The 20043-nt window shown below is 36.6% G+C and carries 21 protein-coding genes; 7 read left to right on the top strand and 14 right to left on the bottom strand.

All coding sequences use genetic code 11. The features are described 5' to 3' along the window. The first annotated feature begins 151 nt into the window (after positions 1-151). Complete coding sequence (locus JOC86_RS15770; RefSeq protein WP_205173872.1) at positions 152-337, top strand: YlaF family protein; 186 nt, start codon at positions 152-154, stop codon at positions 335-337. Between the two features lie 180 nt (positions 338-517). Here JOC86_RS15770 and JOC86_RS15765 read toward each other — a convergent pair whose 3' ends face one another. Together JOC86_RS15765 and JOC86_RS15760 are read right to left on the bottom strand one after the other, a co-directional pair. Next, positions 518-1312, bottom strand: coding sequence for an inositol monophosphatase family protein (locus tag JOC86_RS15765; protein ID WP_205173871.1), 795 nt, complete (start codon positions 1310-1312; stop codon positions 518-520). Positions 1313-1513: 201 nt separating this feature from the next. Further along, on the bottom strand, positions 1514-1708 hold the full coding sequence (locus JOC86_RS15760) for a hypothetical protein (RefSeq protein WP_205173870.1): 195 nt from the start codon (positions 1706-1708) through the stop codon (positions 1514-1516). Between the two features lie 186 nt (positions 1709-1894). Here JOC86_RS15760 and JOC86_RS15755 point away from each other — a divergent pair, with 186 nt between their 5' ends. Then, positions 1895-2512 (top strand): YktB family protein, encoded by a 618-nt coding sequence (locus JOC86_RS15755; RefSeq protein WP_205173869.1) that lies wholly within the window; start codon positions 1895-1897, stop codon positions 2510-2512. A 151-nt stretch (positions 2513-2663) separates the two neighbouring features. On the opposite strand, the gene JOC86_RS15750 is transcribed toward JOC86_RS15755, so the two are convergent. Together JOC86_RS15750 and JOC86_RS15745 are read right to left on the bottom strand one after the other, a co-directional pair. Then, positions 2664-2942 carry a UPF0223 family protein gene (locus JOC86_RS15750; RefSeq protein WP_205173868.1) on the bottom strand — a complete coding sequence of 93 codons (279 nt, stop codon included), beginning with the start codon at positions 2940-2942 and terminating at the stop codon, positions 2664-2666. Between the two features lie 34 nt (positions 2943-2976). After that, on the bottom strand, positions 2977-3936 hold the full coding sequence (locus JOC86_RS15745; RefSeq protein WP_205173867.1) for an NAD(P)H-dependent flavin oxidoreductase: 960 nt from the start codon (positions 3934-3936) through the stop codon (positions 2977-2979). Between the two features lie 216 nt (positions 3937-4152). Here JOC86_RS15745 and JOC86_RS15740 point away from each other — a divergent pair, with 216 nt between their 5' ends. Beyond that, the gene (locus JOC86_RS15740) at positions 4153-5622 is read left to right on the top strand and encodes an aminotransferase class I/II-fold pyridoxal phosphate-dependent enzyme (protein WP_205173866.1); all 1470 of its coding nucleotides are present in this window, start codon (positions 4153-4155) and stop codon (positions 5620-5622) included. A gap of 280 nt (positions 5623-5902) precedes the next feature. On the opposite strand, the gene JOC86_RS15735 is transcribed toward JOC86_RS15740, so the two are convergent. The 3 genes from JOC86_RS15735 to JOC86_RS15725 all read right to left on the bottom strand — a co-directional run bounded on the left by JOC86_RS15735 (position 5903) and on the right by JOC86_RS15725 (position 7422). After that, positions 5903-6022 (bottom strand): GapA-binding peptide SR1P, encoded by a 120-nt coding sequence (locus JOC86_RS15735; RefSeq protein ID WP_205173865.1) that lies wholly within the window; start codon positions 6020-6022, stop codon positions 5903-5905. A 225-nt stretch (positions 6023-6247) separates the two neighbouring features. After that, positions 6248-7081, bottom strand: a complete 834-nt coding sequence (locus JOC86_RS15730) for a polysaccharide deacetylase family protein (RefSeq protein ID WP_205173864.1) — start codon at positions 7079-7081, stop codon at positions 6248-6250. Between the two features lie 92 nt (positions 7082-7173). Beyond that, on the bottom strand, positions 7174-7422 hold the full coding sequence (locus JOC86_RS15725; protein WP_205173863.1) for a hypothetical protein: 249 nt from the start codon (positions 7420-7422) through the stop codon (positions 7174-7176). Positions 7423-7632: 210 nt separating this feature from the next. On the opposite strand from JOC86_RS15725, the gene JOC86_RS15720 reads away from it, so the two are divergent. Continuing rightward, on the top strand, positions 7633-8010 hold the full coding sequence (locus JOC86_RS15720; protein ID WP_205173862.1) for a hypothetical protein: 378 nt from the start codon (positions 7633-7635) through the stop codon (positions 8008-8010). Positions 8011-8282: 272 nt separating this feature from the next. On the opposite strand, the gene lpdA is transcribed toward JOC86_RS15720, so the two are convergent. The 5 genes from lpdA to JOC86_RS15695 all read right to left on the bottom strand — a co-directional run bounded on the left by lpdA (position 8283) and on the right by JOC86_RS15695 (position 14780). Further along, positions 8283-9692, bottom strand: coding sequence for a dihydrolipoyl dehydrogenase (gene lpdA / locus JOC86_RS15715; protein ID WP_205173861.1), 1410 nt, complete (start codon positions 9690-9692; stop codon positions 8283-8285). Positions 9693-9696: 4 nt separating this feature from the next. Further along, positions 9697-11055: a dihydrolipoamide acetyltransferase family protein gene (locus tag JOC86_RS15710; protein ID WP_205173860.1), complete on the bottom strand. Its 1359-nt coding sequence runs from the start codon at positions 11053-11055 to the stop codon at positions 9697-9699. A gap of 176 nt (positions 11056-11231) precedes the next feature. Beyond that, positions 11232-12209 carry an alpha-ketoacid dehydrogenase subunit beta gene (locus JOC86_RS15705; protein WP_205173859.1) on the bottom strand — a complete coding sequence of 326 codons (978 nt, stop codon included), beginning with the start codon at positions 12207-12209 and terminating at the stop codon, positions 11232-11234. A 3-nt stretch (positions 12210-12212) separates the two neighbouring features. Continuing rightward, a complete protein-coding gene (pdhA, locus tag JOC86_RS15700; RefSeq protein WP_205173858.1) occupies positions 12213-13328 on the bottom strand; it encodes a pyruvate dehydrogenase (acetyl-transferring) E1 component subunit alpha in 1116 nt (371 codons plus the stop codon). Positions 13329-14099: 771 nt separating this feature from the next. Further along, complete coding sequence (locus JOC86_RS15695; RefSeq protein ID WP_205173857.1) at positions 14100-14780, bottom strand: YkyA family protein; 681 nt, start codon at positions 14778-14780, stop codon at positions 14100-14102. A 232-nt stretch (positions 14781-15012) separates the two neighbouring features. Here JOC86_RS15695 and def point away from each other — a divergent pair, with 232 nt between their 5' ends. Continuing rightward, positions 15013-15567, top strand: a complete 555-nt coding sequence (def, locus tag JOC86_RS15690; protein ID WP_205173856.1) for a peptide deformylase — start codon at positions 15013-15015, stop codon at positions 15565-15567. Between the two features lie 484 nt (positions 15568-16051). Here def and JOC86_RS15685 read toward each other — a convergent pair whose 3' ends face one another. Beyond that, positions 16052-16822 carry a Cof-type HAD-IIB family hydrolase gene (locus tag JOC86_RS15685; RefSeq protein WP_205173855.1) on the bottom strand — a complete coding sequence of 257 codons (771 nt, stop codon included), beginning with the start codon at positions 16820-16822 and terminating at the stop codon, positions 16052-16054. 510 nt (positions 16823-17332) lie between these two features. On the opposite strand from JOC86_RS15685, the gene JOC86_RS15680 reads away from it, so the two are divergent. Both JOC86_RS15680 and rnjA read left to right on the top strand, forming a co-directional pair. Next, complete coding sequence (locus JOC86_RS15680; RefSeq protein WP_205173854.1) at positions 17333-17539, top strand: DNA-dependent RNA polymerase subunit epsilon; 207 nt, start codon at positions 17333-17335, stop codon at positions 17537-17539. Between the two features lie 6 nt (positions 17540-17545). After that, positions 17546-19213: a ribonuclease J1 gene (rnjA, locus tag JOC86_RS15675; protein WP_205173853.1), complete on the top strand. Its 1668-nt coding sequence runs from the start codon at positions 17546-17548 to the stop codon at positions 19211-19213. A gap of 143 nt (positions 19214-19356) precedes the next feature. Here the strand turns inward: rnjA and JOC86_RS15670 are convergent, their stop codons facing one another. Then, entirely contained in the window at positions 19357-20022 is a 666-nt protein-coding gene (locus JOC86_RS15670; protein WP_239587667.1) for a potassium channel family protein, read from the bottom strand. Positions 20023-20043 lie beyond the last annotated feature (21 nt).

The following is a 20043-nucleotide window of genomic DNA, read 5'->3' as shown; positions in this document are numbered from 1 at the left end:
GTCAAGCAAAGTATTTGCTCCAGATGGAATTTTTTCGTACCCTGTAGACTATTGCTTACCCTATTTATCTCTAATTCGTTAGAACTTCATTCATTAATCGAGATTTTATTATTTAAATAAATACCACTAGATGGAAAAAGGAGAAATAGCTTTGAAAAATATTAAATGGATTTTTGTTTTGTTCGCTGCATTAGCTGCAGCCTGTATCATGGGAATAGGAGTGGCCATTGGAGAAGAAAGTATCCTAATCGCTTCAATCAGTATAATTGTTCTTTTTATAGTAATGGGGTTTGGTTTTAAAACAAAGAAAAAATATCGAGAAGAAGGTAAATTATAACAATACAAGTGGAGGCGTCTTATGTCTCGAGAAGCTAGGGGGTTAGCTGGATAAAGATATACCTTCTTTCCGTATATACACCCTTTTTTATGATCTTACAGGGTGTATAAAAAATCAGCCTCATTTTTACATTTAGAAATCGTGAAATGAGGGCTGATTTTTTTCTTCAACATTTGATCGTTACCCTTTATTAAGGTAATCATATAAGATCCTATTGTGAAGCCTTGGCTTCCCAACGAGTAGCGAGCTTTTATTCAGAAGGTTTAATTCATTACCTTTTAAATCAGTAACGACTCCTCCCACTTCTTCAATTAATACTTTCCCACCAGCAATATCCCATGGTGCTAATCTCATTGTTAAGTATGCATCAAGCCTACCTGAAGCTACAAAGGCCATCTCTAATGCCGCAGATCCGTATGACCTTGTAGCCCTAACGTCACGTACAAGTGGTGCTAAAATACTTGGATCTATTTTTCGATTTTCCGTTACCCATAATGCATTTAATGCAATGACGGCATTTTCTACTTTAACAGCTTCAAGCTTAGGTAGGGCATAATCATTCATATAAGCCCCTTTTCCTTTCTGTCCATGATATAATTCATCATGGACAACATCATAGATATATCCCAATATACCTGTACCATTCTCATAAACACCAATAGATATTGCAAAATTTCTTTGCTGATGAACAAAATTCATAGTTCCATCAATTGGGTCAATAATCCAAACAATGCCGTCAAGACTTTCTAGTTCATCACCAAAGCCTTCCTCACCAAGGATTTTATGATTAGGATAGACCGCCCTAATTTTTTCTATGAAAAATTGTTCTGTTTCTTTATCAATGTTTGTAACAAGATCGTTTCGGTTCGACTTTGTCTGAATATTTAACTCTGTTTGAAAGGATTCTCTAACCTTCTTTCCAGCTTCTTTTATCCATTGTTTCGCATATGTATCCATCTCTGACCAATTTGACATCGATAATCCTCCAGTAAAATATGGTTGACCACTGTTTAGCTAATAGCTTAAATTAAATTATTTCCCTATTCAAGTTTTTGAATTTTTAAATCATAAAAATGCGAACCCTTTTCAAGCTTCAAGAGTCCGCTATGTGGAAAATAACATCATCATGTTTAATTAATATCTCCTTTAGCATCAGCACATTTCTAATCTTAATCATTAAAGAGCTTGTAATTTTACCAATTCGTCCCGAATTTTAGTCAATTTATCTTTTGATTTTTTCTGTACTTCTTGGTTCTCATCTTGAAGGGCTTCAAAAAGAACGGCTAATTCATAGTCCATTTCTAATCTAAGAATAGCTAACTTCTGCTGTCTTATATCTTTTTTTCTTGAGGAGCTCATAACTTGTTTCACAGACAATACACCCCTTCCGATTTCTTTTCGTATATAGAATATTCAGATAATATTTACTACATAGTATGAGGGAAGAAACAATCCCGTAACAAAAATGTGTATTCACCTAAGCGGAATCAAGTTAGTTCATTTTGTAAAAGCTACTATGATAAAATGTTTTCTAACATATCAAGGAGGCACATTTTAATGAGATTTAATGGTTTTAAAAGAAAAGACTTTGATGTATTTAAAATTGATGGTCTTGAAAATCGAATGGAAGCTCTTATTAATACAATTAGACCAAAACTTGAATGGCTCGGAGATCACTTCTCACCAACCCTTAGCACCTTGGTTGGAGATGAAATATTCCCACATGTTGCAAAACATGCACGTCGTTCAGTCAATCCCCCAGATGATACCTGGGTGGCTTTTGCCAATAACAAAAGAGGATATAAGCAGCACCCCCATTTTCAAATTGGCCTTTGGGAAACTCATGTTTTTGTATGGTATGCAATGATATATGAAGCACCTAATAAGGAAGAATACGGAAAAACTTTAGAATTGCATATGGATTCGTTACGGTCAGATATTCCTGATCATTTTGTCTGGTCAGGTGATCATACAAAACCTGATGCAAAAACTTTCTCCGAAATGACGGATGAGGACCTTCAACAACTGTTCAACCGTCTTCAAACCGTTAAAAAAGCTGAAATTCTTTGTGGAATTCAAATCCCAAAAGAAAAGGCGATAAAAATGTCCGGGAAAGAAACTCTTGAAACCATTCATGATGCATTTATAAAATTATTACCCCTTTATAAACTTTAATAAACACTACAAAGGGAGGAAAATCATATAGATTTATCTTTCTTTTGGCATTTCTTTTGTTATACAAATACAGAGCTAGTCTTATAAAGACCAGCATCTTGAGAGTTTCCAAAAGGGATTCACCGGATGCCAATCTTTTAAGACTAGCTCTTTATTGTTTTTTCATTGATATAATCATTCCATCTTCACTGTTTCTCATTTCTTTTACTGCATGATAAGAAGAATATCCACTTGATTCTTCAAACTCCTTAAAGATCTTCTTCTCTTCTGATTTACTTGGTACAATCTCCTTAAACCTTCGATAAGAATCCATCAGCAACTCTCTTTTTATTCCTTTTTCATATGCCTTCTCAATGGTTTCAAAAAACTTTACCACATCTATGACTTCCTCTGTTGACCAATCTATTGAGAATGGATATTGGTATTCCATGCTTAGCACCTTCTTCGTGAAATTTAAGATAACCTTATTTTGACCATTTTTCTCGAATGGTTTCAGCTTCAGAAAAGATATTTCTAAAAAGATTGTCCACATCAGGAATATCATGAATGAGCCCCATGACCTGACCTGCCCAACCAAATCCTTGATCTTCAAATCCTTCATATATGTATTTCTGATTTGCTTTTCCACTGATCAAAACTTTTAAGTCATCATATGATCCTTTTTGGCTTTCGATGGTTAAAATTTTCTCAGTCCATGGCCCCTTTATAGCCCTGGCAGGAGCACCTATCGATCGCTTAATGACCACTGTATCATTTTCAGATCCCTCAATCAATCGCTGTTTATATACATCCGAAGCATGGATGCATTCTTTTGTTGCAATAAATCGAGTGCCCATTTCCACTCCTTCTGCTCCCAGACTAATTGCAGCCATAACCCCCCTGCCATCTCCTATACCTCCAGAAGCTATAACTGGTATAGAAACAGCATCAACTACTCTCGGTATTAATACAAACGTTCCAATATCGTCTTTGCCAATATGCCCTCCACCTTCTTGACCTACTACCATTACGGCATCAGCACCTAGCTCTTCAGCCTTGATTGCTTGTCTTTTAGCAGCGACTAAAACAAGCTTTTTAACTTCTACCCCTTCAAGTTGTTCGAAAATCGGTGTTGGGTTGCCACCTGTCATCGAAATAACCGGTACCTTTTCGTCGATTGCTACATCTAAATAGTGAGAGAAAGGTCTGCCATGCTGACCAATGGCAAAATTTACTCCAAATGGTTTATCTGTCAGGGTCCTTACCTTCCTTATTTCTTCTTTAAGTGCTTCTGGAGATGGTAAAGACATAGCTGTTATTTGTCCGAGTCCACCTGCATTAGATACCGCTGCAGCTAAATCTGAATAAGCTAAATACGCTAGCCCACCTTGAATTATAGGGTATTTAATTCCTAATAACTCTGTTACTCTTGTTTTCCAGTTCATATCTTTCACTCCCTCACACACTATTTCTCTCTTACGTTGATAAAATCCTCTCTATTTGACAAAATGAAAAAGCTTAGGCAAATGCCACTATGAAAACGAAAAAGAAAGTGCTATAATTTCGAAAGTGCCTTGAGCTAATCGTCTTTCCCATGGCTTATGGTGTAAAATACATGTCGTTACTTAGTTATTAGCAACTTTAAAGAGGTGTAGAATGAATTGTCCCAATATAAAACGCCACTGTTTACAGGCTTAATTGAACATAGTAAAAAAAATCCCTTACAATTCCATATTCCTGGTCATAAAAAAGGAGCAGGAATGGATCCAGAATTTAGATCATTTATTGGTGAAAATGCACTTTCAATAGATTTAATCAATATTGGCCCATTAGATGACCTCCATCAGCCAAAAGGCATGATTAAACAAGCACAAGATTTAGCTGCCGAGGCTTTTGGTGCAGATCATACCTTCTTCTCCGTTCAAGGAACGAGCGGTGCCATTATGACAATGGTGATGTCGGTATGTGGCCCTGGAGATAAGATTATTGTCCCTAGAAATGTTCATAAATCCGTTATGAGCGCCATTGTATTCTCAGGTGCGACACCTATTTTCATTCATCCTGATGTAGATGTAGACTTAGGGATATCACATGGTATCACAACTGATTCAGTATCAAAAGCGTTAGAACAAAACCCTGATGCAAAGGGAGTACTAGTTATCAACCCTACTTATTTTGGAATTTCAGCTGATTTGAAAAAAATCGTCGAAATTGCTCATTCTTACCAAGTACCAGTACTTGTCGATGAAGCACATGGAGTCCATATTCATTTCCATGATGATCTACCTCTTTCTGCTATGCAGGCTGGAGCTGATATGGCAGCAACAAGCGTTCATAAATTGGGTGGCTCCATGACTCAAAGCTCTATATTAAATATTCGAGAGGGTCTGGTGTCACCAAAAAGGGTACAAAGCATTTTGAGTATGCTGACGACAACTTCTACTTCCTATTTATTACTAGCTTCCCTTGATGTGGCTAGAAAAAGGTTGGCTACTGAAGGAAAAGAACTAATCGAACAAACCATTCAGCTATCTGAAACACTTCGTAAAAAAATCAATGATATTGAAAATCTATACTGCGTTGGTAAAGAAATTTTAGGTACTAAAGCAACTTTCGATTATGATCCAACAAAGCTAATTATTTCAATTAAGGATTTAGGGATTTCAGGATATGATGCAGAAAAATGGTTACGAGAGGTTCATAATATCGAGGTAGAGCTTTCCGATCTTTACAATATCCTTTGTATTATAACACCTGGCGACACTCTTGCTGAAGGTGAAAAATTAGTACTTGCTTTACAAGAGCTTTCAACACAGTTCTCACAAATCAACGATGATTCTCGTCCTAAAGTCCTTTTACCGGATATTCCAGTACTATCACTGAGTCCTAGGGATGCCTTTTACGCTGATACTGAGGTCATTCCAATTGATGATTCTGTCGGACGGATCATCGCAGAATTTATTATGGTTTATCCACCAGGAATCCCAATCTTTATTCCAGGAGAAATCATTACAGCTGAAAATATTAACTATATTAAAACCAATATAGCGGCTGGACTTCCAGTACAAGGTCCAGAGGATTATGACCTAAGACATTTACGCGTCATAAAAGAACATAAAGCCATACGCTAATCAAAAGGAACTGATCACCAAAAACAGACCGTAATATGTAATCGTGTTTTCCCTTCACTTCTTAGCTTAAAACTAGCGGGGTATAGTGCTGGGCTAACTTGGGGACAACCATATTTCGTAGTAATCTCTTTACAATAAGTTAAGAACCATTATATAAAGTTGGATAGGCAACTTTATATAATGGTTCTTTTTCGTTTAATATTCACTAGAAAATTGCTCGATCTTTATTTTGGGATTTTATTGTCTATAACGAAAGCTTTAAACAGATTTCTGATTATTATTAATCGTCAATTTCTACTTCGTCTTCACAATCACAACAATTGGAGAATAAAACTGATACCTTTTCATCTTCAAAGTGCTCGATTGTGTTTAAACATGTTTGACAAACAATTGTACCCATCATTTTATCTCTCCTTGGTCATTTAGTTTGAAAGCGTTTTAATCTCTATAAATCTATAATATTATAACACATTTAAAATTTCAAGCCTAAATTGTATGACACATTAAAAGTTTTTCCTTCCAATTATATATTATTTAAACCGCTTTCAATTTATACTATTCTCTCGTAGGTATGAAGATAATAAAAGGAACTGACAATTTATTAATGCCAGTCCCTTTTCCTTTTTTATCCTTCTGGGGTTTGAATTAAATTAGGATCCAGAATTTCGTAGCCTTTTTCTCGTAAACCATTTACTATTGCTTCTAAACCCTCATTTGTCCATTCCCGGTCATGCATAAGAAGATTCGCACCGTCAGTTAAGTATGGAGAATTCACCATTATCTCAGCGATTGCTTCTCCTGTTTGATAATCCGTCTCCCAATCATATCCGTATGTCCAATTCATTAAACTCATTTTCTGATCGTTCACTACTTGCTTACTAAAATCTGTATTGTCTCCAAATGGAGCTCTAAAAAATTTAGGTCTTTCCCCTGTGATTGATTCTACTGTATCACTCAGAGAAACAATTTCTTTCTGCTGTTCCTCTATACTGAGTTCACTAAGCGTCCTATGTGAATATGTATGATTTCCAATTATAAAACCAAGGTCGTGGATTTGCTTTAAGGCTTCTTTTTCTTTAGGAGTGTCTAGAAAATGACCATTAACAAAGAATATCGCTTTCGCATCCAGTTTTTTTAATGTTTTAGCCATTTCTAATGCATGTTTGTCAGGGGCATCATCAATCGTTAATAATACAACTTTTGAGTTTGCATCATCAATTGGTTCAATAGACCAATTACCAGGATTAACCTTATATTGTGGATCTACCTTAACTTCTTCATTTGCAGCCTCTTCTTCTGAATTTCTTTCATCCACAGCTTTTTTTTCTTCTCCTGAAGTGTCCTGTTCTTTCTTTTCTTCCGTTTTAAATTCCGTTTCTTTAGGCTTTTCTAATGTTGCGTCCTGTGTGCAGGCTGTAAGCAATAGAATGCTTACGCAGGCTACAATAAATTTTTTCATTTCTCTCACCTTTCATATATTTCCTTTGAATATTTTAACATACAACTATACCTTATAGTGGACGATTTACACTTCTTACAAAATAAACCTTGTTAATTATAAGGAATGAATTGTTCAAATAGAAATTTTAATGAAAAAAAGGTAGCAAGACTGAGAGTGGTAATGAGAAATGTGACTCTTTTAGATTTAATAATTTTAAACCCGACCATAATGGCAAAATAACAGAAGATCATAAACATAATCCATTTATACTCTAACTGATCTTTCTGAGAAAGCCAGACAGCTAGCGAGAAGAAGCTCCAAATGATCCATTGAATTAGGAATGTAATATAATTTTTCATATTCTCACCACGGAATTTATTTTTATTTAAATATATTCTCTTTATGGCCATATATAAAACATATTAAATATATTGTTGATTTTTCATTTTTGTAACATTTTAATGATAGTCCAATTTTCATAACTTCCTTATGTTAAAATGTGAATCAAGAAGTTCATTAGTAATATTTTTACAAATCAATCAAAGATCGCGAGGAAAAGAGGATAATCGATGAGATACTCAATTTTAATCAGCATTATACTATTGAATATATTCATACTGTCTTCTTGTAACTCTGTTGAAAAAATTACGGATGCCAATGAGATAATCAAAAAAGAGATCGTGTTTTTTACAGATGAAAATAATGTAAGAAATGAAACTTCTTATTATGATGCCGTCATTGAATTAAAACGTCGATTTCCAGAAGAATTAAAAGAAATGAAAATTGTATCAAAAAAGAATGAGGACGAAAATAAATTCTCAAAATATAACGAAACCTATCCAGCTATCGTGATGATTGATCAAAATCAAGTTGTTCTTAAAATAGTGGGTTACACAGACACAGAAGATATCGTGATTCCAATTAGTAATACGATAGAAAAGTGGTAATAAGAAAAGCTCTGGCGCTTTGACCATGCCTGACAAGTATACGTCAAGCCCAATAGAAAGGGTGCCTTTTCCGTTTCTATTGGGCTTGACTTATGTCTCGAAGGTCTAGGCGTTGGGGCTGGACATAAAGTGAGTGGTTCACCATGAATATGCTGCCTTACACTCAATAAACTAACTGTTTGAGCATGATAACTTTTACCCTTAAACATACCCAATGTTTATACTTTCTAATCTATTATAAAAGCCTGGTCTCTTTGACCAGGCTTTTTATATTATTTAACAATATGAATCGGGCTTCCAATAGCAACTTCTGCTGCTTCCATTGAGATCTCTCCAAGTGTTGGATGAGCATGAATGGTCATAGCAATATCTTCTGCAGTCATTCCAGATTCAATTGCTAAACCAAGTTCAGCAATCATGTCAGATGCACCAGCACCAACGATTTGTGCTCCAATCACAAGTCCATCCTCTTTACGAGTAACAAGCTTTAGGAACCCTTCTGAACTATTTAATGCAAGTGCACGGCCATTTGCTGCAAATGGGAATTTAGCTGCAACCACTTCAATTCCTTCTTCTTTTGCTTCAGCTTCTGAATAACCAACAGTAGCCAGTTCAGGATCTGTAAAGCAAACAGCGGGAATTCCAAGATAATCAATTTCAGCAGGTTCACCAGAAATAGCTTCTGCAGCAATTTTACCCTCATAAGAAGCTTTATGGGCTAGTGGTGGTCCATCTACAATATCGCCAATTGCATAAATATTTGATACATTTGTACGACATTGCTTGTCAATTTTGATTACACCACGATCTGTCATTTCAATACCGACTTCTTCAAGTCCGATATCATCCGTATTAGGGCGACGTCCAACAGTAACCAATACATAGTCCGCTTCTAGTGATTGTTCTTCACCTTTCACTTCATATTTCACAACTACGCCATTATCATTTTCTTCAACGCCTTTGGCCATCGCTTTTGTAATGACATCGACGCCTTTTTTCTTAAGACCCTTTTTCACAATGGTCGTCATTTGCTTTTCGAATCCACTTAGAATATCGTCAGCACCTTCAAGAATGGTTACTTTTGATCCAAGGTTAGCGTAAGCAGTACCAAGTTCCGTTCCAATATATCCCCCACCAATTACAATTAGCTTTTCAGGGATATCCGTTAAGCTTAAGGCACCTGTTGAATCAAGAACACGTTTTGAAAATTTAAAGCTAGGAATTTCAATAGGACGTGATCCAGTCGCCAAGATTAAGTTATTGAACTTATAAGTTTGGGCTGAGTTATCGTCCATCACGCGAAGAGTATTAGCATCAGTCAGATAAGCTTCTCCTCGTACGATTTCAACTTTATTTCCTTTTAAAAGTCCTTCAACACCGCCAGTAAGTTTTTTTACAACTCCAGCTTTCCATTCTTGGACTTTATCAAATTGGACTTTTACATTTTCAGCAACAATTCCCATATCATCTGAATGCTGTGCTTGATGAAAACGGTGACCTGCAGTGATGAGTGCTTTAGATGGAATACATCCAACATTTAAACAAACGCCACCAAGGGTTTCTTTTTCAACAATCGTTACTTTCTGCCCTAATTGTGCTGCACGAATTGCGGCAACATATCCCCCAGGACCTGAACCTACAACTATAGTATCTGTTTCAATTGGAAAATCTCCTACTACCATCGAATTACGCCTCCATTAATAATAATTCTGGATCGTTCAACAAACGCTTGATATGATTCAGTGCATGTTGAGCAGTCGCTCCATCAATCATACGATGATCAAAGCTCAATGATAATGCTAACACAGGTGCAGCTACAATTTCACCATTTTTAACTACAGGTTTTTCAGCGATACGTCCCACACCAAGTATAGCTACTTCAGGATGGTTAATAACTGGTGTAAACCATTGTCCTCCCGCTGACCCAATGTTGGTAATTGTGCAAGAAGCACCTTTCATTTCGTCTCCTGAAAGTTTCCCATCACGGGCTTTTCCTGCTAGTTCATTAATTTCATTTGAAATTGAGAACATAGATTTACGATCTGCATTTTTCACTACAGGTACAAGAAGACCTTTATCAGTGTCAGCTGCAATACCGATATTGAAATAATGCTTATGAATGATTTCACTAGTAGTATCATCTAAAGAAGTATTTAGAGCAGGGAATTCACGTAATGCACTAGTCAATGCTTTAACGATATATGGCAAGAACGTTAATTTAACACCTTTTTCTGCTGCCACTTCTTTAAACTTTTTACGGTGAGCCCAAAGCTTTGTTACATCTACTTCGTCCATCAACGTAACGTGAGGAGCAGTATGCTTAGAGTTTACCATTGCTTTAGCAATCGCTTTACGGATACCGCTCATTTTCTCGCGTGTTTCAGGGTATTCTCCTTCAGGAATTGCTTGTGCTATTGGTGTTTCTTCTTGTTTTTGAACATTTTCTTCTGTTTTACTTTCTTGTTTTGCTTCAGTTACCGCTGGTTTTGCACCGCCTGCTTTAAATGTGTCAATATCTTCTTTTAGTACACGGCCATTTTTTCCAGAACCAGACACTTGACGGATTTCAACGCCGTTTTCACGTGAATACTTGCGGACTGACGGCATTGCAATAACACGACGATTCGGATCTACATCAACTTCTGCTTGTACTCCTGCACCAGTTTCACCTTTAGGCCCAGTTTCTTCTGAAGCTTCTTTATCAACGGTCTCTCCAGCTTCTGCCGTACCTTGAACTTGACCTTCCGTTTTTTCTTCTTTCTTATCGCCGTCTCCGTGATCACCTTTAAATTGAAGATCTTCATAACCAGGTGCGTCGAATTTAATGAGGGAGTCACCTACGACGGCAACAGACCCTTCATCAACAAGTAAATCTTCAACGGTTCCGGCTACTGGAGATGGAATTTCAACTACCGCTTTATCATTCTGAACTTCACATAGCACGTCGTCTTCTTCTACTTTATCGCCGGGTTTGACAAACCACTTTACGATCTCACCTTCGTGAATACCTTCACCAATGTCTGGTAATTTGAATTCGAATGACATGAATTCGCCCTCCTGTTATTAATATCCTATTAGATGTTTTTGAATAATTGTGCCTAAGAATGATTCATGAGATCAAAATGCTAGCCATAACATCTAAAGCATTACACTGCGCTGTAATCAATTATAAAGTTATGGCCAATCAATCTAATGAGCCAATTCTTTTTTCTATATATAGGTTAGAAGTTTAATACTTTTTTCGCTGTCTCAAGTACATCCTTATGATTAGGCAACCAAATTGGCTCTGCTTGAGAGAATGGATATACAGTATCTGGTGCAGTAACACGTAATACTGGGGCTTCAAGACTTAAGATTGCTCTATCGTTGATCTCAGCAACAACATTTGCAGCAATACCTGCTTGTTTCTGTGCTTCTTGAACAACAATGGCACGGTTTGTTTTCTCAACTGAAGCCATAATTGTATCAATATCTATTGGACTTACAGTACGTAAATCAATGACTTCAACAGAAACGCCTTCTTTTTCAAGTTCGTCTGCTGCTTTCAGTGATTCGTGAACCATTGCACCGTAAGCAATGATTGTTAAATCAGTACCTTCACGTTTCACATCCGCTTTTCCGAGTTCAATTGTATACTCTTCCTCAGGTACCTCTTGACGGAATGAACGGTATAATTTCATATGCTCCAGAAAAATGACTGGATCATTATCTCTAATTGAAGAAATAAGCAATCCTTTTGCATCATAAGGAGTTGAAGGAATAACTACCTTTAGTCCAGGCTGCTGTGCCATTAATCCTTCTAAACTGTCTGCATGCAATTCAGGAGTATGTACTCCCCCACCAAATGGTGAACGAATCGTCACAGGAGCATGGAAAGTACCACCTGAACGATAGCGCATACGAGCTAATTGACCACTTATGGAATCCATTACTTCATACACGAATCCAAAGAACTGGATCTCTGGGACTGGACGATAGTCTTGCAGTGCTAATCCAATTGTTAGCCCGCCAATACCAGATTCAGCTAGCGGAGTATCAAATACTCGATCTTCACCAAATTCTTTTTGAAGACCTTCCGTTGCACGGAATACACCACCATTTTGACCTACATCCTCACCAAAAACGAGTACATTTTCATCGTTTGCTAGTTCAGTGCGCAGGGCATCAGTGATTGCTTGAATCATTGTCATTTGCGCCATGGCTTACTTCGACTCCTTTTCTTTATATATTTCTAATTGCTCTTTTAAGTTATGTGGAAGCTCTTCGAACATATTTCCGATAAAGTCAGTTACTTTCTGTTTTGGAGTTCCATCAGCTTTTTTAATAGCTTGTTTTATATCTTCTTTTGCTTCTTCAATGACTTCGTTTTCCTGCTCTTCATTCCATAATTTTTTCCCTTCAAGGAATTTACGGAAACGAACAAGAGGATCCTTCTTCTCCCACTCATTATCCATTTCCGAAGTACGGTAACGAGTTGGGTCATCTCCAGCCATGGTATGAGGACCATAACGGTAACACATTGTTTCAATTAAAGTTGGTCCTTCCCCATTAACAGCACGTTCACGAGCATCTAATGTAACAGCATAAACAGCTAATGGATCCATTCCATCAACTAATACACCCGGAATCCCTGCAGCAACTGCCTTTTGAGCAATCGTTTTACCTGCTGTCTGTTTGTCACGAGGTGTTGAAATCGCGAATTGGTTATTTTGTACGAAGAAAATGGCAGGAGCACTGAATGCACCAGCAAAGTTAATTCCTTCATAGAAATCACCTTGTGATGAACCACCGTCACCTGTGTATGTAACAGCCACAGCTTGTTTTCCACGTTTTTTAAGACCTAGCGCAACACCTGCTGTTTGAATAATTTGAGCTCCGATAATAATTTGTGGTGAAAGAACATTTACACCTTCTGGAGCTTGGTTTCCTTTAAAATGTCCACGAGAGAACAAGAATGCTTGGTATAAAGGCAGTCCGTGCCAAACAATTTGTGGAACATCTCTGTATCCTGGCAAGATCCAGTCTTCTTTTTCCAAAGCAAAGTGTGAAGCAATTTGAGATGCCTCTTGTCCTGCAGTTGGAGCATAGAAGCCTAAACGTCCTTGACGATTTAACGAGATTGATCTTTGGTCAAGTATACGAGTATAGACCATACGACGCATTAATTCCTGTAATTGCTCATCGCTTAAGTCAGGCATAGCGTCTTCATTTACTACTTCGCCTTCTTCATTTAGAATTTGAAACATTTCGAATTGCTCTTCAATCTTTTCGAGTGTTTTTTTCGCATCAAATGGTGCTTTCTTTGATTTCGAAGCCATCGAAGTCACCTATCCTTTCTTTCATCATTTATTTTAGATTTTCACATACAGAATTTAGGTTACCCTAAAACATTAGGGTCTACTATGAATACTGCTATAAAATAAGTTATTCATAGTTTCCCACAATTTATAGAAAGCAAACCCTAAACTGATATACAAAAACTGTATCAATCAATACAAGAAATCCATTAATACAATTCCAAAATCACCTCTTTCAGTTTACAATACTTAAATTGATGCCGTCAATCAGAAAATACTTGTATTCTTAACACTTTCAATTAAATTAACAATTCTATTCTATTGTACTTTGTTCCTTCTGTATTAATCAAATAAATATAACTGTATTATAAAACAACAGACGAATTCTTCATCTGTTATACATTAATTCTCGATAGTATATTTTTTAAAAAGATTGGTTGAAGAGGAGGGGAAGAGACTCCTGCGTGAGAAGCGGCACAGGTGGGACCTTAGCAAGAGCAAGACGACGAGGAGGTTCACCGCCAGCCCCACCCGGAAAGCGAGCAACCTTTCTCTGCAACCTACCACCCCTTTATCAAATAACAACAATGTTTACGAAAACAGCTTTTAAAAATTACTAAATGAATAAAGATATCCTTGTTCCATCTATTCCGATTAGATGAAGGAAGTGTTAAAAACCTTCTTAAATGATCGTGTCTGTGGTCTTTTTGCATGGGATATTTGCCCAGCTTACTTTAATTTCCTATTTAAACTGATGACATTTAAATGCAAAAAAGAGAACTAGTACACTGTCTAGTTCCCTTTTGACGCTGTTTCACTATCTTGATTCGTTTCGATTCCCGCACTCTTATAGAAGCTGAGTTTTTCTTTGTTGAATTGGTCTGTTTTATCGTTATACTCTTTGTTTATTGATAATACTTTCTCATATGTTTTGTTAATTTCACCAATCTGTTTTTGTAATTGCTCCATTGTTAAATCTTCTTTTTTTAACATTTCGTAAAGCTTTTTATCCTTTTCTAATGCTTCCTTATAGCTTTTGGCCAATTGTTCATGACTTTTAAATCGGTCTTCCATAATATTTTGTAATTTTTTTGCTTGGTTTTTCAATGAATCTTCTTCGATCTTTCCAATATACTCGTTCATTTTTTCAAACTCAGTTTTAGCTTTGTTCATTGAGTCAACTTCGTTTGTAATATACTTATCTCGTTTTTCAATATTATCAAGTGCTTGATCAGAAAGCTCCTTGATTTGATCGATTTCTTTCATCCCAAGTCCAATTACTTTTTTAAAGATTTCCTGTTCTTTTTTTTCAAGCTCCACTAGAGGCTCCTGGACCTTTTCAAAACCTTTTTCTTTCTGAACGGTTTCTTCTAAAACATTATAAATATTTTCCTGAGGTGACGCTCCTCCAACACAGCCAGAAAGTATAAATACAGCGACAAGAGTTACCAAGACACTATGTAATTTTAACACTTATTTTCCCCCTTACTATATGACATCTTCTACTATATAGGTCCAAAATTAGTTTGACAATAGGGAGTTTCAACTATGATAAATCATTTGCGAACAAATAGGTTGTCCTAGAAAAAATCTATTCCTATCATCCAGGATTTATGAATACTATTTCTAATAGTTAACTTTTTTTCAACCCTTTGATAGACTATATTTTATAATTATAAGGATTTGTATGAATGGGGGAACATATATGATAACCATGGATGATATTATTCGCGAAGGACATCCTACGCTGAGAGAAGTAGCCAAAGAAGTATCTCTCCCTCCAACAGAGGAAGACAAAAAAATATTAAACAGTTTATTGGACTATGTTAAGAATAGTCAAGATCCAGATACTTCTAAAAAATACGGATTGCGACCAGGAATTGGACTTGCTGCACCGCAAATAAATGTCTCAAAGCGTATGCTTGCCGTCCATGTTAAAGATAATAAAGGCAAATTATACAGCTATGCATTATTTAATCCTAAAATTATTAGTCACTCAGTAGAAACAGCTTATTTAACTTCTGGAGAAGGTTGTCTTTCAGTAGATCGTGCTGTACCCGGATATGTACCCAGGTTTTCACGGATTACTGTTAAGGGCTGGAATGTAGATGGTGAGGAAATCAAAATTAGATTAAGAGGAATTGCTAGTATAGCTTTTCAACATGAAATCGATCATCTAAACGGAATTATGTTCTACGACCATATTGACCAAGAAAATCCATTACAACCAATCGAAGGAGCCGTTCCTATTGACAGGTAAAAAGAAATACGGAAGCGCCTTGAACAGAGGAAGAAAGGCTAAAACCGCCACGTCCTGTAGCAACGCCTTTCTAACCCACATCCTGTGGGCCTCCGACAAGCCTAAGGCGAGCCACCAAGGAAGGGTGCCCTTTCCCTTCCTTGGTGGTTTGACTTATGTTCTCGAGGAGCTAGGCGCTGGAGCTGGACACTTCGAAAATGCGGAAGCATCTCGAACAAAGGAGAATAGCTAAAACCCGCCGCGTCCTGTGGCAACACCTTTCTGACACACATCCTGTGGGCCTTCGACAAGCATAAGCCGAGTCTCATAAAAAGGGTGCCTTTTCCCTTTCTATGGGACTTGGCTTTAGGCTCGAGGGCCTGGCGCTCGAGCTGGACACTTAGAAATGCGGAAACGCCTCAAACAAAAGAAGAATCTGTATAATATTTACCTCTCGTAAAAATAAAAAGAGTGACTCCTTAAAAAGAGCCACCCTCACTGCAAATCAAATTAATTTTAATTTTTTCAATCCAAAATAAATTCCATTATCGTCAACATGCTTTGTTACAAGAGAAGCATGTTTTTTTACTTCCTCAACAGCATTTCCCATGGCAACTCCTGTTCCAACGGCTTCTATCATTTCGATATCATTTAAACCATCTCCAAAAGCATATACATCCTCTAATTTAAATCCTAACTCAGCTATCATTTTTTTGATACCTTCTGCCTTGGATCCACCACGGGGAAGAATATCCATTGAATATTCATGCCATCTAATAAAAGAGAAATCACGATAATTTTCACGATAATAATCTTCTTCTTCCTGTCTACAAAACAGCAGGGATTGATAAATTTCTTTATCACTATAAAAGTCAGGCTGATAATCAGGATGTGGAAATTTTAGACTTTCCATACTTTCTTTAATAAACGGATGATGTTTTACAGTAGATTTCATTGTGTTTTGATTCAAGAAAACAACGGGATGATCTCTTCTTTCGCTATCATTAAGCAACTCTTTTAATACAACGTTGTTAAGAGGATTTTTATAAATCACTTTATTTTCAAATACGACATATTGTCCATTAAAGGATACATAAGAATCTATTCCTAGTTCTTTTCTTAATTCTTCGTACATAAATGGCGCTCTACCTGTGGCGATGGCAACATATGTCCCATTTGCTTGTAATGTTTGAATAGCTTCTTTTGTTGCTTGTGGAAGTTTTTTATCATCATCTAAAAGGGTACCATCTATATCAAAAAAAACGATTTTCGACAAAACTAAAACTCCTTTACTAGGATATCTTATAAAATACGATTTTAACGGTAAACCTTCGTTAAATAAAAGTCAATCAAGAAGAGAGAAAAGTTTTTTTACCAGACATAACCATGTAAAATCTTTTAAAAACTCCATATACTAACCGTAAATAAAGAGGTAAGTGTTGTAAGGACGCTTTACTTTAACGGCAAATCTAGGTAAACTACTAAGTAAGGAGTGATCCGTATGTTAAAAAAGCTACGAAAGAAGCTTTTAAAACAATGGAAGGATTTACTCAGAAAAAAAACAATTGCTTAAGTAATGGAGCCCTCAAAGCCGGAGGGCTATTCTTTATTTTAGTTTTAAACCATTATATAATAGAGTTGATCATCCAAGTTTTACATAAAAAATTGGATATAATAATACATAACAACACACATAATGGTGTTATGAAAGTAAGTGAATTTGTTAATAACTTTTTAAAATATAGAAAAGTTACATTTTTTTGAAAACGGATAAGGAGAGAGAAAAATGATTTACAAAGTGTACTACCAAGAAAGTAAACTAGAAGTACCCGTGCGCGAAAGTACTAAAGCTTTATATGTTGAAGCAGAATCAGAACGTGAAGTACGCCTAAAGCTAAAAGAAGAACCGTATAATATTGAATTTGTCCAAAAGTTGGACGACTCTCATTTAGAGTATGAACAACAATCTGAAAACTACAAAGTGGAGAATTAATACGATATGAAATTTGTTAAAAACGATCAAACAGCAGTTTTCGCCCTTGGCGGTTTGGGTGAAATCGGAAAAAACACATATGGCGTACAATTTCAAGATGAGATTATTTTAATTGATGCGGGGATTAAGTTTCCAGAAGATGAACTTCTAGGAATTGATTACGTAATCCCTGACTATACTTATCTTGCGAAAAATGTTGATAAAATTAAGGGATTATTCGTTACTCACGGTCATGAAGACCATATAGGAGGAATTCCATACCTACTACGTGAGCTTAATATTCCCATTTACGCAGGTAAGTTAGCAATTGGTCTTATTAAAAACAAATTAGAAGAGCACGGTCTTCTAAGAACGACAAAATTAAATACAATTGGTGAAGATGATATCATTAAATTTAGAAAGACATCTGTCACCTTCTTTAGAACAACTCACAGTATCCCGGATTCTTATGGAATTGTGGTTAAAACACCTCCTGGTAATATTGTTCATACAGGAGATTTCAAGTTTGATTTCACCCCTGTTGGCGAACCAGCTAACCTTACGAAAATGGCTGAAATTGGGAAGGAAGGGGTCCTCTGCTTACTATCAGACAGTACAAATAGTGAAGTACCAAACTTTACAATGTCAGAACGACGTGTTGGAGATAGTATCAATGACATTTTCCGAAAAGTTGATGGCCGTATTATCTTTGCTACTTTTGCTTCAAACATTCACCGTCTACAACAAGTAGTAGAATCAGCGGTATTAACGAATCGAAAAGTAGCTGTCTTTGGACGTAGCATGGAGGCTGCGATCAGAATCGGACAAGAACTTGGTTACATTCAAGCTCCAAAGGACACGTTCATTGACCATCATCAAATTAATCGTTTACCTTCGAATGAAGTGGTTATTCTATGTACAGGAAGTCAAGGAGAACCAATGGCGGCACTTTCAAGGATCGCTGGTGGCACCCACAGACAAATCCAGATCCAGCCTGGAGACACAGTTGTCTTCTCTTCTTCTCCGATTCCTGGAAATACAATCAGTGTGAATCGTACGATTAACCTGTTGTTCCGGGCCGGTGCAGAGGTAATTCACGGTTCATTAAATGATATTCACACTTCAGGACATGGTAGTCAGGAAGAACAAAAGTTAATGCTTCGCTTAATGAAACCAAAATTCTTTATGCCAATACATGGCGAATTCCGTATGCAAAAGATGCACGCTCAACTTGGTGTTGATTGTGGGGTTGAACCTGATAACTGTTTTATCATGGATAACGGTGAGGTCTTGGCTTTAACTAATGACTCAGCACAAATAGCAGGGAAGATTCCTTCTGGTTCCGTTTATATTGATGGAAGCGGTATTGGAGATATTGGAAACATAGTCCTACGTGATCGTAGAATCCTTTCAGAAGAAGGATTGGTTATTGTAGTTGTTAGTATTAATATGAAGGATTTCAAAATCGCATCAGGTCCAGATTTGATCTCTCGTGGATTTGTATATATGAGGGAATCCGGTGATTTAATTAATGAAGCACAAAACCTAATTTCTAAGCATTTAAACAAAGTATTAGAACGCAGAACCTCTCAATGGTCTGAAATTAAGAATGAAATTACTGATACGCTTGCTCCATACTTATACGAAAAGACAAAGCGTCGTCCGATGATCCTTCCTATTATCATGGAAGTATAATTAAAAAAAGGTTGGCCAATTGGCCAACCTTTTTTTAAGATAAATTTAGTTTACGGAGTGTCTTACTAGTGGGTCAGAAAGACGTTAACACAGGGCGTAATCGGTTTTTTGATCCTTTCATCATGGCGCCTATAGGTTATTAGTTAAAACATGACTTTCTTTTCAAATCTTGAAATGTCAGAATCCGCACCAATAACAATCAAAATATCCCCTTTTAGAACGCTTTCATCTGCCTGTGGAGAAACAATGATATCTTTGTCCCTCTTAATAGCCACAATATTAAGCCCATATTTTGCACGTATATCGAGATCTATTAAAGAATTTCCGTCAAGACGTTCATTCGCTACTATTTCAACGATTGAATGCTCATCTGAAAGTTCTAGATAATCCAGAACATTATTAGAGATAATATTATTTGCAATACGCTTTCCCATGTCCCTCTCAGGATGTACAACCTGATCTGCACCGATTTTTCTTAATACTTTCTCATGATAATCATTTTGAGCCTTTACAGTTATGTTTTTAACCCCAATTTCTTTGAGCATTAATGTAGTTAAAATACTAGATTGAATGTCCTCACCAATAGCGACAATGACATGATCAAAATTTCGAATCCCTAAACTTTTTAGTACTGATTCATCTGTTGAATCAGCTACTACTGCATGGGATGCAATCGAAGAAAATTCATTGACTTTTTCTTCATCTTGATCAATGGCCATCACTTCTAAACCCTGCTCTGATAAGGAACGGACGATACTGCCACCAAAACGGCCAAGTCCAACGACAACAAACTCTTTTTTCACAATCATCTTCCTCCAAATTCTGAGTGC

Source organism: Rossellomorea pakistanensis (genome assembly GCF_016908495.1).
Taxonomy (GTDB): Bacteria; Bacillota; Bacilli; order Bacillales; family Bacillaceae_B; genus Rossellomorea; species Rossellomorea pakistanensis.
Note: the sequence above shows the minus strand (reverse complement) of the source record. Positions and strands in the feature narration are given on the sequence as shown.